A 14,699-nucleotide genomic window follows, 5' to 3' on the forward strand; every position below is an offset into this window, starting at 1 on the left:
CCAATACTCGTTCGGCTGGCGCCGCCCCTCATCCGCCCTTCGGGCACCTTCTCCCCGTGAAACGGGGAGAAGGAAGGGTCCTTAGCGTGTAAAGCTCTGTGCGTTGCCGGCGTCGACATTGATGATGTTGCCGGTCGACTTGGCCGACATGTCGGAGGCCAGGAAATAGATCGCCTCGGCGATGTCTTCCGGGAAGACCGAGCGCTTCAGCATCGAGCGTGAGCGGTAATGCTCTTCCAGATCGTCGGTCGACATCTTGTAGGCGGCGGCGCGTTGTTCCTTCCACTCGCCGGTCCAGATCTTCGAGCCGCGCAACACGGCATCCGGGTTGACGACATTCACCCTGATCTGCGCTTCCGCGCCTTCCAGCGCGAGACAGCGGGCCAGATGAATCTCGGCCGCCTTGGCCGTGCAGTAGGCAGCGGCATTGGGTGACGCGGCAAGGCCGTTCTTGGAGGCGACGAAGACGACGTTGCCGCCGATCTTCTGCACCCGGAAAAGCCGGAACGCTTCGCGCGAGACCAGGAAATAGCCGGTCGACAGGATGTCCATGTTCTTGTTCCACAGCGCCAGCGTCGTCTCCTCGATCGGCGCCGAGGAGGCAAGGCCAGCATTGGAGACCAGAATGTCAATGCCGCCGAACTCGACTGCCGTCTCGGCGAAGCCGGCGACGACCTGATCTTCAGAGGTGACGTTGATGAGAGCCGCCCGGACGAAATCCTTGCCATAGGCCTTGGCCAGTTCCTCATTGGCGCCGGCGAGCGCCGCCTCGTCGATATCGGCCAGCACCACGCAGGCGCCTTCGCGCAGCAGGCGGTTGGCCGTGGCCCGGCCGATGCCGCCGGCGCCGCCGGTGACCAGCGCGATCTGGCCGGCGAGAGACTTCGGCTTCGGCATGCGCTGCAGCTTCAAATCCTCGAGCAGCCAGTATTCGATGTCGAAGGCTTCCTGCGCGGGCAGGCCGACATAGGACGAGACGGTCGAGGCGCCGCGCATGACGTTGATGGCGTTGACGTAGAACTCGCCCGAGATGCGCGCCGTCGCCTTGTCGCCGGCGAAGGTGAACATGCCGACGCCGGGCATCAGATAGACTACCGCGTTGGGGTCGCGGATGGCCGGCGAATCCGCATGCTTGCAGCTGTCGTAATAGGCCTGGTAGCCGACACGATATTCGGCAATGTCGTCTGCGAGGCGCGCTATGACGGCATCGACATCAGGCTTTGCCGGATCGAATTCGATGACCAGCGGGCGGATCTTGGTGCGCAGGAAGTGGTCCGGGCACGATGTGCCGAGTGCGGCCAGCGGGCGCAGATCCCTGGAGTTGACGAATTCGAGGACGGCGGAAGAATCGTCGAAATGGCCGAGCTTGTGGCTCTTTTCCGAGATCAGGCCGCGGATTTTCGGCATCAGCTTGGCCGCAATGGCACGGCGATCGGCGGCGTCGAGCGACTTCACCACCTCGCCTCCGAAGATCGCCACGCCTTCGGAGCGGCGCTCGAACCATTCGATCGCCTGGTTGATCACCGAAATCGTCGTCTCGTAGCACTCCTTTGGCGTGTCCCCCCAGGTGAACAGGCCGTGGCTTTCGAGGATGACGCCCTTGGCGGTGGGGTGTTCGAGGCAGAATTTCTCCAGCCACAGGCCGAGTTCGAAGCCCGGCCGTTTCCACGGCAGCCAGCCTATGGCATCGCCGAAGATTTCATTGGTCAGCGCCCTGGAATCCTTCGCCGCGGCGATGGCGATTATGGCATCGGGATGCATGTGGTCGACGAAGGGCTTCGGCACGTAGGCGTGCAGCGGCGTGTCGATCGAGGCCGCGCGTGGATTGAGGTTGAAGGTGCAGTGAGGCAGATAGCCCACCATCTCGTCCTCGTGCTTGACGCCGCGATAAAGCCCCTTCAGCGCCCGCAGCTTGTCCATGTAGAGGGTGGCGAAGCCGTCCAGTTTGATCGAGGCGCTGTCGCCGCCCGAGCCCTTGACCCATAGCACCTCGACATTCTCGCCGGTGAGGGGATCCTTCTGCCATATCTTCGAGGATGTGTTGCCGCCGCCATAGTTGGTGACGCGCTTGTCGGAGCCGAGCGTGTTCGAGCGATAGACCAGAAGCTCGGGCTCGCTCATCCCCTTCGCCTTCGCATCATCCCACAGATTGGCGAGGCGCGAGCCGGAGCGCTTGTCGAGCATAGGTAATCCTCCCTTGGAGCGCGGACGATGCGCCCCTTTTTCGCCCGGGAATGTCTACGCAAGAGGCGAGCTTGTCAATCACAAACGATCAATATCAATCATATTGCAGTGCACAATGAAATTATATGATCGGAAATGATTGACACTGCTCGTTTTGAGTGCCTAGATGCCGAGGCAGGGAGGAACCATGCACGAAAAAGAGCGCCACAGGATCATTCTGTCCGCCGTCCAGGAAAAACCTGTGGTGACGGTGCAGGAGATGGTCGATCTGACGGAGTCGTCCGAAGCGACGATCCGGCGCGACATCGCGGCTCTCCATGTCCAGAAGCGCCTGCGCCGGGTGCGCGGCGGCGCCGAGGCGATCTCGCCGCCGCAGTTCATCGGGCTGGCGGGCCGCCCCTTCTCCGTCAACGAAACGCTCAACGCCGCGCAGAAGCGAGCCATCGCACGCGAAGCCGTGGAATTATGCAAGGACGGCGAGCCGATCATCATCAATGGCGGCACCACCACCTTCCAGATGGTGCATTTCCTGACCGGCCGCCGCATGCCGATCTTCACCAACTCGTTCCCGATCGCCGAGCATCTGCTCAAGCACTCCAAGAACACGGTGATGCTGTCGGGCGGCACGATCTACCGCGAGCAGAACATCATCCTGTCGCCCTTCGACAATGACGTGACGCGCAATTTCTATGCGCGCCGCATGTTCATGGGCGCGCAGGGGTTGGGGCCGCTCGGCCTGATGGAGGGCGATCCGCTGCTGATCCAGGCGGAGCAGAAGCTGATCGACCAGGCCGACGAACTGGTGGTGCTGGTCGATTCCTCGAAATTCCGCAAACGCTCCAGCCTGATCCTGTGCGGTCTTTCGCGCATCGCCACCGTCATCACCGACGACGGCATCGAGGACCGCGAAGCCAAGATGCTGGAAACCGCGGGGGTGACGCTGATCGTCGCCCGCAAGTCGACAAGGGAAGAATCTTCACTGCAGGCCTGAGACGAACTCACGCCGCAGCGGCGATGGAATGCAACGCTCAAGGGAGGAAATTCGATGAGCTTCTTGAAGAAATTGATGGTCACGGCGGCCTTCTCGGCCGCCATGTTCGTGAATGCCGCCTACGCGGAAAACGTCAAGATCGCGCTGGTGGTGAAGTCGCTCGGCAACGGCTTCTTCGATGCCGCCAACAAGGGTGCCGAAGAGGCAGCCAAGGAACTCGGCGATGTCGATATCATCTACACCGGCCCGACCAAGGCGACCGCCGAGGCGCAGATCGAAGTGGTCAATTCGCTGATCGCGCAGAAGGTCAACGCCATCGCGATTTCCGCCAATGACGCCGACGCGCTGGTGCCGGTGCTGAAGAAGGCCATGGAGCGCGGCATCACCGTCATCTCCTGGGATTCGGGCGTCGCCAAGGAAGGCCGCCAGCTTCACCTCAACCCGTCCGATACCGGCCTGATCGGCGAGACCATCATCAAGCTTGCCGCCGACTATCTGCCGGAAGGCGGCGACGTCGCCATCCTGTCGGCCTCCTCGACCGCGACCAACCAGAATTCCTGGATCGAAGCGGCCAAGAAGGTGCTGCCGGAGAAGTTCCCCAAGATCAAGCTGGTCGCCACGGTCTATGGCGATGACGACTCGGCCAAGAGCACGGACGAAGCCAAGGGCCTGCTCAAGTCCTATCCGAACCTGAAGGCGATCATCGCGCCGACCACCGTCGGCGTCGTCGCCGCCGCGCAGGTCGTCACCGACGAGAACCTGATCGGCAAGGTCAACGTCACGGGACTCGCGCTGCCGTCGGAGTTCAAGAAGTTCATCGACAACGGCGCCAGCCAGGCGGTTGCGCTGTGGAACCCGATCGACCTCGGCTACTCCGCCGTCTACCTCGCCCATGACCTGGCGGTGAAGAAGGAAGAAGCCAAGCCGGGCGCCACGCTGTCGATCGGCCGCGTCGGCAAGGTGACGCTCGACGACACCAATTCGGCCGCAATGGCTCCGCCCTTCAAGTTCGACAAGAGCAACATCGAGAAGTTCTCCAAGATCTATTGATCTCTGAGCCTTTCAAGCAGACGCGGCGGGGCTTTGGTCCCGCCGCGACTTCAAACGGACCTAGTTTCAGGGCTTGATACGATATGGACACGACGGCCCAACACAGCGAGACGAAGGAGCGGCCTCCAGCTTCTGCTCCACGCCTGACGCTGTCCGGCATCTCCAAGAGCTTTCCCGGCGTGCGGGCGCTGCACAATGTCAACTTGTCGCTCTATCCAGGCCAGGTAACCGCGCTGATCGGCGAGAACGGCGCCGGCAAGTCGACGCTGGTCAAGATCATGACCGGCATCTACCAGCCCGACGCAGGTACCATCAGCATTGACGGCCAGGCCGTTACGCTGCCCAGCGCGCATGCGGCCTTCGGAATTGGCGTCACCGCCATCCATCAGGAGACCGTGCTGTTCGACGATCTCAGCGTCGCCGAAAACATCTTCCTCGGCCATGCGCCGCGCACGCGCTTCGGCACCATCGATTGGCGCACGATGCGCAAGAATGCGCGCGAAGTGCTCGACACCATGCATGCCGGCCATATCGACGCCGATGCGCGGCTCAGGGACCTCGGCATCGCCAACAAGCATCTGGTCGCCGTCGCGCGCGCCATGTCGATCGACTCTCAGATCGTCATCATGGACGAGCCGACGGCCGCGCTTTCGATGAAGGAGATCGAAGAGCTTTTCCTCTTGATCGAATTCCTCAAGGAGCAGGGCAAGGCGATCCTGTTCATCAGCCACAAGTTCGACGAGATCTATCGCATTGCCGACCGCTATACCGTGTTCCGCGACGGCGAGATGGTCGGCGAAGGCCTGATCAGGGATGCCGGCCAGAGCCAGATCGTTCGCATGATGGTCGGCCGTTCGGTTGACCACATCTTTCCGCAACGCAAGGCCGAGATCGGCGCGCCGGTGCTTTCCGTTTCCGGCCTGTCGCATCCGACCGAGTTCAACGACATCGGTTTCGAACTGCACAAGGGCGAAATCCTCGGCTTCTACGGCCTGGTCGGCGCCGGTCGCAGCGAGGTCATGCAGGCGATTTCAGGCATCACCCGCACTAGCGGCGGCACGATCACGCTGGAAGGCAAGGCGATCGCGCCAAAATCGGCGGCTGAAGCAATCGAGGCCGGCATCGTCTACGTGCCGGAGGAACGCGGCAAGCAAGGGGTGGTGATCGGCCTGCCGATCTTCCAGAATGTTTCTCTCCCATCGCTCGCCCGCACCTCCAAATCCGGCATGCTTCGGCTGGCGGAGGAATTTTCGCTGGCCCGTTCCTTTACAGAGAGGCTTGACCTCAGGGCTTCCTCGCTCAGCCAGGATGTCGGCACGCTTTCAGGGGGAAACCAGCAGAAGGTGGTTATCGCCAAATGGCTGGCGACGACACCCAAGGTGATCATCCTGGACGAGCCGACCAAAGGCATCGACATCGGCTCCAAGGCCGCCGTGCACGGCTTCATGGCGGAGCTCGTCGCACAGGGCCTGTCGGTGATCATGGTGTCGTCGGAACTGCCCGAAATTCTCGGTATGTCCGACCGCGTCGTCGTCATGCGCGAAGGTCTCGTCGCGGCAATCTACGATAACAAGGGACTGGACGCCGAGACGCTGGTCAGGACAGCAGCGGGGATCGCGGCATGAAGGCTTTCCTGAAATACCGCGAAATCTGGCTGCTCGCGGCCATCGTCGTGCTGATCGGGCTGATCTCGACGCGCTTTCCCGCCTTTGCCGATGCTGGCAACCTGCGCCAGGTGTTCAACGACACCTCGATCCTGATGATCCTGGCACTCGGCCAGATGGTCGTCATCCTGACACGCTCCATCGACCTGTCGATGGCGTCCAATCTTTGCTTCACCGGCATGGTGGTGGCGATGCTGAACGCCGCGCATCCGGCGATCCCGATCCCGCTGCTGATCGTCATCGCGCTGGCGGTCGGGCTGGTGCTCGGGGCCATCAACGGCCTGCTGGTGTGGCGGCTGAATATCCCCTCGATCGTGGTGACGCTGGGCACGCTGACCATCTATCGCGGCGCCACTTTCGTCCTGTCCGGCGGCGCCTGGGTCAATGCCGACAAGATGAGCCCGGATTTCATCGGCTTCCAGCGCGCGGCTTTCCTCGGCATTCCAGTTTTGTCCTGGATCGCCATCCTGGTCATCGCGCTGTTCTTCGTGCTGATGACACGCACGCCGCTCGGCCGCTCGATCTATGCCATCGGCGTCAATCCGACGGCATCTGTCTATACCGGCATCGATGTCGGCCGCACGAAATTCATCGTCTTCTGCATCTCCGGCATGATCGGTGGCCTCTGCGGTTATCTCTGGATTTCGCGGTACGTCATCGCGTCGGTCGAGGTCGCCAACGGCTATGAGCTCAACATCATCGCCGCCTGCGTCATCGGCGGCATCTCGATCGCCGGCGGCATCGGTTCGGTCGGGGGTGCCGTGCTCGGTGCGCTGTTCCTCGGCATCATCTCCAACGCGTTGCCGGTCATCAACATCTCGCCCTTCTGGCAGATGGCGATTTCGGGCAGTGCCATCATCCTGGCCGTCGTGCTCAACGCGCGCGGCGAACGCCAGCAGGGCCGCATCATCCTCAAGAAAGTGGAAGCGGTGACATGACCGACGTCCCTGCCCCGCGCCACATTCCCGACCGACTCGACAAGCCGCTCTCTTCGGCGATCTTTTCCTGGGAAGCGCTGCTGGTCGTGGTGGCCATCGCGATCTTTGCCATCAACAGTTTTGCCTCGCCCTATTTCCTCGATCCGTATTCGCTGTCCGATCTCACCTTCAACTTCACCGAGAAGGGTCTGATCGCCTTTGCAATGGCATTGCTGATCATCTCCGGCGAGATCGATCTGTCGGTGGCCGCCATCATCGCGCTGGCATCGACCATGATGGGCATGGCGGTGCAGGCCGGCGCCGGCACGCCAGTGCTTGTCCTGATCGGCATCGTCGTCGGCCTCGGCTGCGGCGCCTTCAACGGGCTGCTGGTCACGCGGCTCGGCTTGCCGTCGATCGTCGTCACCATAGGCACGATGAGCCTGTTTCGCGGCATCGCCTTCATCATTCTCGGCGACCAAGCTTACAAGGGCTATCCCGAAAGTTTCGCCTTCTTCGGCCAGGGTTACGTCTGGTGGGTGGTGTCGTTCGAACTGGTGCTCTTCCTCATCGCGGCTGTCGTCTATTGGTCAGTGCTGCATCGTACGAGTTTCGGCCGCCGCGTCTTCGCCATCGGCAACAACCCGGTCGCGGCACAGTTTTCCGGCGTGCGAGTCGGCCGCATAAAATTCATCCTGTTTTGCCTGACCGGCCTGATGTCGGGCATCGCCTCGGTGCTGATCACCTCGCGGCTCGGCTCAACGCGGCCGTCGATCGCGCAGGGCTATGAACTCGAAGTCATCACCATGGTGGTGCTCGGCGGCGTCAGCATCCTGGGTGGCGCCGGCAGCATTCTGGGCGTCGTGCTCGCCGCCTTCATCATGGGACTGGTGACCTTCGGCCTCGGCCTGCTCAACGTGCCCGGCATCGTCATGTCGATCTTCATCGGCCTGCTCCTGATCATCGTCATCGCGCTGCCGATCATCTGGCGGCGGTTGCGCGGGGGACGCCTGGCCTGATGCCCGAGAAATACGCATTCAAGATGATGCTCAAGCCCGGCATGAAGTCCGAGTACAAAAAGCGCCACGACGAGATCTGGCCGGCGCTGGTCGCATTGCTGAGACAGGCCGGTGTGTCCGACTATTCGATCCATCTCGACGAGGAGACCAACATCCTGTTCAGCGTGCTGTGGCGGCGCAATGGTCACGGCATGGCCGATCTGCCGAAGCATCCGGTGATGCAGCGCTGGTGGGCTGAAATGGCCGACATCATGGAGACCAGGCCTGATAACGAGCCGGTGGCGGTGCCTCTGGAAATAATGTTCCATATGGAATGAGCGCGATCCGCCACATCGCCGTCATCGATATCGGCAAGACCAACGCCAAGGTGGCGCTGGTCGATCTCGCCACATTGAGCGAGGTGGCGCTGCGCCGCATGGCGAACGCACCGGTGCGACAGGCGCCCTACCCGCATCACGATGTCGAAGCGCTGTGGGCGTTCATCCTCGACAGCCTTGCCGTCCTCAACCGCGAACAGCGCATCGACGCGATTTCGATCACCACCCATGGCGCGACAGGCGTGCTGGTAGATGACTCCGGCGAACTCGTGCTGCCTGTTCTCGACTATGAATTCGACGGGCCCGACGAGCTTGCGGAAGGCTATGACGCGATCCGCCCGCCCTTCGCCGAGACCGGCACGCCGCGCCTGCCGCTCGGCCTCAATCTCGGGGCGCAATTCTTCTGGCAGCAGCAAAGCTTCCCGACGGAGTTCGCCAGGGCCGCCGCGATGCTGATGTACCCGCAATACTGGGCGCTGCGCCTGACTGGTGTCGCCGCCAACGAGGTCACCTCGCTCGGCTGCCACACCGATTTGTGGAACCCATGGACGGCGGATTTTTCGGCGCTTGTCGACCGCATGGGCTGGCGCGACCTGATGGCGCCCGTGCGGCCGGCCAGGGATCGTCTTGGCCCGATCCTGCCCGAGCTTGCGCAGCGCACCGGCCTCGACCCACAAACGCCGGTCCTTTGCGGCCTGCATGATTCCAATGCCTCCCTACTGCCGCATCTCCTGTCCGACGCGCCGCCCTTCTCGGTGGTCTCGACCGGCACCTGGGTGGTGTCGATGGCGGTCGGCGGCAAGGCGGTCGCACTCGATCCGGCAAGGGATACGCTCGTCAATGTCAATGCACTCGGCAACCCCGTGCCCTCGGCGCGGTTCATGGGCGGCCGCGAATTCTCGCTACTAACCGAAGGCTCGGCGCAGAACTGGAACGATAGCGACGTCACTGCGGTGCTGGCGCGCAAGACATTGCTTTTGCCTTCGATCCAGCACGGCTCGGGGCCATTTCCGCATCACACCGCCGCATGGCGCAAGGGCGAGGCGATCCCTCCCGGCCAGCGCTTTGCCGCCATCTCCTTCTACCTGGCGCTGATGACCGCCACCTGCCTCGACCTGATCGGCGGCGATGGCCCGACGACCGTCGAGGGACCTTTCGCGCGCAACCGGTTGTTCACGCGGATGCTTGCCGCGAGCAGCGGCCGCCCGGTCATCGCATCGGAAGCCGCTACCGGCACCAGCATCGGGGCCGCCCTGTTGGCGTCGGATCAGCGGGCCGTGCATGGCAAGGGCCAGACACAAGAGCCGCCGGCCGATCCGGCCTTGGCGGAGTATGCGCGCGCATGGCGAGCCGCGGTCAAGGCTATTGGCTGATCAGAGGATCCGCTTGCCGAAGGCCGACATGACGAAGTTGACCGCGTCGGTGCCGATCCTGGGCTCCAACTCGGCAGTCAGCCCCGAAACGCTCATCGACAGCAATCCGCCGGAAAGCGCGATCGCCTCCATCGCCTGATGCGTCTCGCGCACGGTGAGGCCGCCGGAACCAGCCGCCCAGCCGGCGAATTCGGTCACATCAGCCGAGTAGCTGACGTGAAAGCCTTGCGTGCCCGAGGTGGCGATGCGGATCGCCTCATGCATCAGGTCGCGCATGCCCATGGCGTCGATGTCGGTCATGGTGAAGGCCGAGACGCGCGAATCCTTCAGCACCCGCACTTCGGCCGGGTCGGCATGGCGCAGTCCGATGATGACGACGTTTTCCGGCGACAGCTGCGGATGCAGCGCGCCGGCCTTGTGGTCGAGGCCAAGCGCGCGCGCCAGCACCGACACTTCCGGCAGGTCGATGCCGTCCTCTTCCTCCGGCATCAGCGCGGCGATGGAATCGATCCAGATCAGGCCGAAGGAATGCGTCGCACGGGCCGTCGCCGTCAGCGCCTTGTGCGCAATGCGTCGATCGGCGCCCGCGGCAAGCCGGATCAGGCCCGAGGGCGGCCGGTCGATGTCGGCCAGTTCGACGACGTCGAAATTCATTGCCTCCAGCCGGGCACCGGTTGCTTCGCGCGCGAGGATGCGAGCCGCTTCCGCTTCGGCCGAGATCGACACCATCTTGCGGCCGGAGAAATCCGCGACATCGTGCGTCGGTGCTTTTTCCACATATTCCGAGGTCATTGCCAAAAGCATGGCGCCATAGCTCATGCGGAAGGCGACGCGATCGCCAACGGCGAGCGGCGGATCGGCGTCCTGGACATCGAGCAGCAGATGGTCGCTCGACGCCCCCCGGGACCCGTATCCCCTTGGCGATCGGCGCCAACGACCAGCACGCCCTCGCGGCCGATATTGGCGATGGCGCGCAGCCTGTCGCCTTCGTCGGGAAAGACAGGCTGGTTGCCGAAGGCGTCGTAGCCGGAGGTGCCTATCGGCCGTGACGTAGACGGCGGATGTTCTCGAAGCGCGATTCGGCGATCCCGGCGACGCCGCCGCGCAGCATGGCGCGCGCCACCTGCGGCATGCCGCAAGTGCCCTTGGTGACGCCGAACACCTTGATGCCCGAAAGTGCGCAGCGGTCAACGACGGTGCGAGCGTTGCGCTCGATGTGGCCAAGGTCGATGGCGACTTGCGGTCCCGACCTCTTATCCCCTGTAGACCAGGCCCTGCGGGTCGATCTCCGGCTTGCGGCCGGCGACGAGGTCGGCGAGGAATTTTCCCGAGCCGCAGGCCATGGTCCAGCCGACATGGCCGTGGCCGGTGTCGAGGTAGAGGTTGCGGTATTTCGCCTGGCCGATGACCGGCACCGAGTTCGGCATCATTGGCCGCAAACCTGCCCACAGCTCGGCTTTTTTCTCATCGAAGGCGCCGGGGAACAGGTCCTTGCCGGTCCTGAACATGGTGGCGAAGTCGCTGGGCTTGTGGGTACGGTCGAAGCCGGTGAATTCGGCGGTCGAAGCCAACCGCAATCGATTGCCGAGGCGCGAATAGGCCATCAGCTGATCCTCGTCGGCGCCGCCCATGGTCGGGCCCTTGCTCTCATCCTCCAGCGGAATCGTCGCCGTATAGCCCTTCACCGGATAGACTGGCAGGTCGATGCCGTAGCGCCGGCCGAGCAGACCGCTTTGGGGACCCATCGATATGACGACGGCGTCGCCGGTGACCGGTCCGGCCGACGTCATCACCGCGCGGATCCGGTCGCCCTCGATATCGAGGCCCTCGACCGTGGTGCCGTAGCGAAACCTCACGCCAAGCTTTTCGGCGGCATAAGCAGCGAGCTTTTCCACGAACTGCCGGGAATCGCCGGTCTGGTCGATCGGCGAGTAGACGCCACCGGCGATCTTTTCCTTCACGCCGGCAAGACCTGGTTCAAGCTCGACCAGCCGGTCGCGGCCGACGATCTCGATCGGCAGGCCATGCTCGGCCAGATAGCGGTAATTGTCGGTGCCGGTGTCGAGACTGTGCTGCGAGCGGAAGAAGTAGAGGATGCCCTTCTTGCGCTCGTCGTAGTGGATGCCGGCATCGGCTGAAATGGCGTTGACGCAGTCGCGCGAATAGAGCGCGAGGCGCAGCTTGACCTGGCTGTTGGCACGCAGGCGGGCCACCGTGCACTGGCGCAGGAAGCGCAGGCTCCAGGCGAGGAAGTAGGGATCGAAGCGCAGCCGCACCTTGATGCCGAGATCATGGTTGTAGAGCCCGCGCAGGAACGTCCTAAGTGCCGCCGGCGAGGCCCACGCGGTGGCGTCGCCGGGAGACACCAGCCCGGCATTCGACTGGCTGGTGCCCCGCGCCGGCGCCGGATGACGCTCGATCACCGTGACTTCGTGACCGTCGGCGGCCAGGTAATAGGCCGCCGCCGTACCGACGACGCCGGCTCCAAGCACCGTTATCTTCATGCCATCCCCCAAAGCTCTTCGCGGCACCGCGCCTCCACGCCGTGTCGCGAATGCTTCCATAGCGCTTCGCCGCGCGCCTTGCGAGCCCCTGGGAACTTGTAAGCCCCTGGGGAAAGCGCCTCAGCTCCGCGCGGAGTTCTTGCTGGTCAGGATGCGCTCCCAGGCCAGCGCATCGTTGACGATCTGGTCGAGATCGTCACGCTGCGGGGTCCAGCCGAGTTCCGACCGGGCGAGATCGGAATTGGCAACCACCGCCGCGGCATCGCCGGGACGCCGGTCCCCCATCCTGACCTCGAAATCATGGCCAAAGGCGCGCCGCACGCTGTCGATGACCTCGAGCACCGAATAGCCGTGGCTGTAGCCGCAATTGGCGACGAGGCTGGCGCCGCCGGCGCGCAGCCGTTGCAGCGCCAGACGATGCGCGGCGGCCAGATCGCTGACATGGATATAGTCGCGCATGCAGGTGCCGTCGGGCGTCGGATAGTCGGTGCCGAAGACCTGCATGAACGGGCGCTTGCCGAGCGCGGTTTCGCAGGCGACCTTGATCAGATGGGTGGCGCCCGGCGTCGACTGGCCGGTGCGCCCCTTCGGGTCGGCGCCGGCGACGTTGAAATAGCGCAGCGCCGTGTAGCGCAGGTCATGGGCCATTGCCGCGTCGCGCAGCATCCATTCGCTCATCAGCTTGGACAGGCCATAAGGCGATTCCGGCGCCAGGCGGGCATCCTCGCGCACCGGTTCCAGTCCGGCGCCGCCATAGACGGCGGCTGTCGAGGAGAAGATGAAATTCGGCACGCCTTCGCGCACCGCGGTTTCGATCAGCGTGCGTGTCTTCGAGGTGTTGTTCTCGTAGTAGGCGAGCGGGTCGGCGACCGATTCCGGGACGACGATGGAACCGGCGAAATGGATGATCGCGTCGACCTTGTTCTCCCTGATGACCGAGCTCACCAATTCCTTGTCGGCGACGTCGCCGACGATCAGCCTTGCCTCCGGCGCCACCGCCCATTCGAAGCCGGTCGAAAGCCGGTCGAGAACGACCACGCTTTCGCCCGCATCCAGCAATTCCCAGACCATATGGCTGCCGACATAGCCGGCGCCGCCTGTCACCAAAACCGTCATCCAAATCCTCGCTTACCCAAGATTTATCGGAAACTGTCTCAACAACCGCCTTACTGGAAAGTCTGCCGTCTGCCCATTAAAACCCAAGGTAACCAGCGTTCACTTGATGTGGCATCGTGCTGAAACAAAAGTGAACCAAAGAGTGTGCCAGGATTGGGAATAGGCCACGATCCGCCGTCGTTAGGAACAGGTCCGAGGCGTGGCATTTTGACCAAATCGGCCCGGTGGACGACCAATAGGGCAATGATTATGATCCCGCGCAAAATTGGGAAGCCGACATGAATTACCAGCGTTTCTTCGAGGAGGCGATCGACCAGCTGCATGCAGAGCGTCGCTACCGCGTCTTCGCCGACCTCGAGCGCATCGCGGGCAAATTTCCGCGCGCCATCTGGCGTGCCAATGGCCGCGCCGAGGAAATCACCGTCTGGTGTTCCAACGACTATCTCGGCATGGGCCAGCATCCCGATGTCATCGCCGCGTTCCAGAACGCGGCAGGCAAGATGGGTTCTGGCGCCGGCGGCACCCGCAACATCTCGGGCACGTCCAACCCGCTGGTCGAGCTCGAGCATGAGCTTGCCGACCTGCACGGCAAGGAAGCCGCCCTGGTCTTCACCTCCGGCTTCGTCTCCAACGAAGCCTCGATCTCGACCATCGCGCGGCTCTTGCCCAACTGCCTGATCATCTCGGACGAGCTGAACCATGCCTCGATGATCGAAGGTGTCAGGCGCTCGGGCGCCGAGAAGAAGATCTTCCGCCACAACGACGTCGCGCATCTGGAAAGCCTGTTGCAGACGGCCGGACGCGAACGCGCCAAGCTGATCGTCTTCGAAAGCGTCTATTCGATGGATGGCGACATCGCGCCGATCAAGGAGATCGTCGAACTCGCCGAGCGCTACAATGCCATGACCTATATCGACGAGGTCCATGCGGTGGGCATGTACGGTCCGCGCGGCGGTGGCATCACCGAACGCGAGGGCCTGGCCGACCGTATCGACATCATCGAAGGCACGCTGGCCAAGGCCTTCGGCACGCTCGGCGGCTACATCACCGGCACCAGCGCCGTCATCGACGCGGTGCGCTCCTATGCGCCCGGCTTCATCTTCACCACCGCGTTGCCGCCGGCGATCGCCGCCGCGGCCACAACGTCGATCCGGCATCTCAAGCGCTCGCAGGCCGAGCGCGACGCCCAGCAGCAGCAGGCGAGCCGAACCAAGCAGATTCTTTCCGCCGCCGGCCTGCCGGTGATGGAGTCCGCCACCCATATCGTGCCGGTGCTGGTCGGCGATCCGGAACTTTGCAAGATGGCCAGCGACCGCCTGCTCGGCGTGCACGGCATCTATATCCAGCCGATCAACTACCCGACGGTGCCGCGCGGCACCGAGCGGCTGCGCATCACGCCGACGCCGTTCCATTCGGACGCGTTGATCGCCGAGTTGCAGGACGCGCTGGTCGAGACCTGGGACGCGCTGGGCATTCCCTACGGTTCGGCGGGACGGCCTTCAGTGGCCAAGAGCGACCGCATCATCCCGCTCTTGGTGCCCAAGTCGGGCGGTTAAGTCCGCCA

The 14,699-nt window shown here is 63.5% G+C and carries 14 protein-coding genes; 9 read left to right on the forward strand and 5 right to left on the reverse strand.

Going from position 1 to position 14,699, the window contains the following annotated elements:
- Positions 1-81: 81 nt before the first annotated feature.
- Entirely contained in the window at positions 82-2,184 is a 2,103-nt protein-coding gene (locus FJW08_RS15240) for a bifunctional rhamnulose-1-phosphate aldolase/short-chain dehydrogenase (protein ID WP_140811284.1), read from the reverse strand.
- A 187-nt stretch (positions 2,185-2,371) separates the two neighbouring features.
- Here FJW08_RS15240 and FJW08_RS15245 point away from each other — a divergent pair, with 187 nt between their 5' ends.
- The 7 genes from FJW08_RS15245 to FJW08_RS15275 all read left to right on the forward strand — a co-directional run bounded on the left by FJW08_RS15245 (position 2,372) and on the right by FJW08_RS15275 (position 9,515).
- Positions 2,372-3,175, forward strand: a complete 804-nt coding sequence (locus FJW08_RS15245; protein WP_140758870.1) for a DeoR/GlpR family DNA-binding transcription regulator — start codon at positions 2,372-2,374, stop codon at positions 3,173-3,175.
- Between the two features lie 54 nt (positions 3,176-3,229).
- Complete coding sequence (gene rhaS / locus FJW08_RS15250; protein ID WP_140758869.1) at positions 3,230-4,225, forward strand: rhamnose ABC transporter substrate-binding protein; 996 nt, start codon at positions 3,230-3,232, stop codon at positions 4,223-4,225.
- An 83-nt stretch (positions 4,226-4,308) separates the two neighbouring features.
- The gene (locus FJW08_RS15255; RefSeq protein WP_140811285.1) at positions 4,309-5,850 is read left to right on the forward strand and encodes a sugar ABC transporter ATP-binding protein; all 1,542 of its coding nucleotides are present in this window, start codon (positions 4,309-4,311) and stop codon (positions 5,848-5,850) included.
- Positions 5,847-6,827, forward strand: coding sequence for an ABC transporter permease (locus FJW08_RS15260; RefSeq protein ID WP_140811286.1), 981 nt, complete (start codon positions 5,847-5,849; stop codon positions 6,825-6,827). Before FJW08_RS15255 ends, FJW08_RS15260 begins: the two co-directional genes overlap by 4 nt.
- A complete protein-coding gene (locus FJW08_RS15265; protein WP_140811287.1) occupies positions 6,824-7,825 on the forward strand; it encodes an ABC transporter permease in 1,002 nt (333 codons plus the stop codon). The genes FJW08_RS15260 and FJW08_RS15265 overlap by 4 nt, the downstream gene beginning before the upstream one ends.
- Positions 7,825-8,142, forward strand: coding sequence for an L-rhamnose mutarotase (locus tag FJW08_RS15270; RefSeq protein ID WP_140811288.1), 318 nt, complete (start codon positions 7,825-7,827; stop codon positions 8,140-8,142). The genes FJW08_RS15265 and FJW08_RS15270 overlap by 1 nt, the downstream gene beginning before the upstream one ends.
- Entirely contained in the window at positions 8,139-9,515 is a 1,377-nt protein-coding gene (locus FJW08_RS15275) for an FGGY-family carbohydrate kinase (protein ID WP_140811289.1), read from the forward strand. Before FJW08_RS15270 ends, FJW08_RS15275 begins: the two co-directional genes overlap by 4 nt.
- On the opposite strand, the gene FJW08_RS15280 is transcribed toward FJW08_RS15275, so the two are convergent.
- Positions 9,516-10,319: an arginase family protein gene (locus FJW08_RS15280; protein WP_246682356.1), complete on the reverse strand. Its 804-nt coding sequence runs from the start codon at positions 10,317-10,319 to the stop codon at positions 9,516-9,518. It abuts the gene before it with no gap.
- A 113-nt stretch (positions 10,320-10,432) separates the two neighbouring features.
- On the opposite strand from FJW08_RS15280, the gene FJW08_RS33265 reads away from it, so the two are divergent.
- The gene (locus FJW08_RS33265; RefSeq protein ID WP_281408443.1) at positions 10,433-10,564 is read left to right on the forward strand and encodes a hypothetical protein; all 132 of its coding nucleotides are present in this window, start codon (positions 10,433-10,435) and stop codon (positions 10,562-10,564) included.
- Here FJW08_RS33265 and FJW08_RS33365 read toward each other — a convergent pair.
- The 3 genes from FJW08_RS33365 to galE all read right to left on the reverse strand — a co-directional run bounded on the left by FJW08_RS33365 (position 10,552) and on the right by galE (position 13,135).
- Positions 10,552-10,872, reverse strand: coding sequence for an alanine racemase (locus FJW08_RS33365; RefSeq protein WP_348642672.1), 321 nt, complete (start codon positions 10,870-10,872; stop codon positions 10,552-10,554). The two genes, FJW08_RS33265 and FJW08_RS33365, sit on opposite strands and share 13 nt — an antisense overlap.
- On the reverse strand, positions 10,769-12,019 hold the full coding sequence (locus FJW08_RS15285; RefSeq protein WP_140811290.1) for a D-amino acid dehydrogenase: 1,251 nt from the start codon (positions 12,017-12,019) through the stop codon (positions 10,769-10,771). The genes FJW08_RS33365 and FJW08_RS15285 overlap by 104 nt, the downstream gene beginning before the upstream one ends.
- A 120-nt stretch (positions 12,020-12,139) precedes the next feature.
- Positions 12,140-13,135 carry a UDP-glucose 4-epimerase GalE gene (gene galE / locus FJW08_RS15290; RefSeq protein WP_140811291.1) on the reverse strand — a complete coding sequence of 332 codons (996 nt, stop codon included), beginning with the start codon at positions 13,133-13,135 and terminating at the stop codon, positions 12,140-12,142.
- Between the two features lie 278 nt (positions 13,136-13,413).
- Here galE and hemA point away from each other — a divergent pair, with 278 nt between their 5' ends.
- Positions 13,414-14,691: a 5-aminolevulinate synthase gene (gene hemA, locus FJW08_RS15295; protein ID WP_140811292.1), complete on the forward strand. Its 1,278-nt coding sequence runs from the start codon at positions 13,414-13,416 to the stop codon at positions 14,689-14,691.
- Positions 14,692-14,699 lie beyond the last annotated feature (8 nt).

Source organism: Mesorhizobium sp. B3-2-1 (genome assembly GCF_006439515.1).
In the GTDB taxonomy this organism is placed as follows: domain Bacteria; phylum Pseudomonadota; class Alphaproteobacteria; order Rhizobiales; family Rhizobiaceae; genus Mesorhizobium.